Below are 1,238 nucleotides of genomic sequence, written 5' to 3'. Positions count from 1 at the left end.
CTAGTTTTGGCGGGGCGAAATGCACTTGCCCTCCCCCCATCGCAATCGCGATGTGCACATTCTCCATCACCGCGGTAGTGTTCGCCGGGATTGTCGGCGGGGTGGTAGCAGTGGTGACGCGGGTAATCACTGAATGATAAGTCAGGTGACAACAGTAGTGAGTGAATCGTTTCCATTGTTGTAGTTATATGTGATATCTGCAACCTGATCTGGGTAGACAGAGGTGCCGTCAAAGATATAGTCGTAGTGTGGAGTCCCGTAGCACTGGAAGCGGAATACCCAAATGAAACGTGGGAAAGGTTTGCAGAGAGTTGTAACTTTATCCACGACTGTTTTATCTTTAAATGTGGTGCTGAAACTCATCCCTGATAGGAATTTTTTATATGCCTTAATGTCGGTTAGGAAAAGTTCAACTTTTGTTTCTTTAGCTAAGTTGCCGCTCTTAATTTGCACCTCAGACGTATGTTTGTACCTTAAATACAAATCATAAATTCTGCTGAAGCTTAAGCGGATTTTTGGATATATGGGGATCAAAAGTCTTTGCACCTGCACTTCCTCAAATCCTGAGTTTAGCCACTCATTGACCCAGCTGTGAAGTTTGCCTGTGGAGTTTGGTTTGACATAACAATAGGGACCAATGGTGTCATCATGAGCATAAAGTTCTGTGAGGATTCCATTTTTGTGCTTATAACCAGTGATCACCGCGGCATGATAGCCCACGGGGACACCACTGTTTATCAATTCAAGTCCGGCAATGATTGGTAGCCCCAAGTGGAGGTGTGCTCGGACAGCATCTGCAACAATATCATCATTGTCCGTATATTTTTCGTAATCAACAAGTTTTCTCGGGTCGATAAAATCTGTTTCAAGCCCGATAGAGTTGAAGTAGTTTTTCATCTGCATTATTGTCAAGCCATCGGATGGGAAGTTACGGCTATCTGACGGGAATGCGACCGATTTTTCGGTAACTTCACTTGGAGAGTATGCCGAGATTCCAAATAGATTTGTAAGAGGAAACAGTGATGTCCAGCATGCGATTGTAGCACACGCTCCGACGGCAACGTCCTGAACTTGGAACGGTGTTGATTTGATTTTTAGATTAACTCCAAATAGCGACACATTGACACTACTTTTCAAATAGACTCGCTCTTCCTCGCCATCTTTGATTGGATAGGGTGTCAAAAGAGTTTTTCCTATCAGATTGTGGCCGTTTATGTCTTTTATTGGTTTTAGTACAA

General features: G+C 43.7%; 1 protein-coding gene. It reads right to left on the bottom strand.

The window, feature by feature from the left end; all coding sequences use genetic code 11:
• Window positions 1-141 precede the first annotated feature (141 nt).
• The coding region (locus EI28_RS14540; protein ID WP_197018526.1) for a hypothetical protein at window positions 142-1,238 on the bottom strand (1,097 nt) is incomplete at its 5' end.

Origin of the sequence: Methanoculleus sp. MH98A, assembly GCF_000691865.1 — an archaeon.
GTDB lineage: Archaea > Halobacteriota > Methanomicrobia > Methanomicrobiales > Methanoculleaceae > Methanoculleus.
Note: the sequence above shows the minus strand (reverse complement) of the source record. Positions and strands in the feature narration are given on the sequence as shown.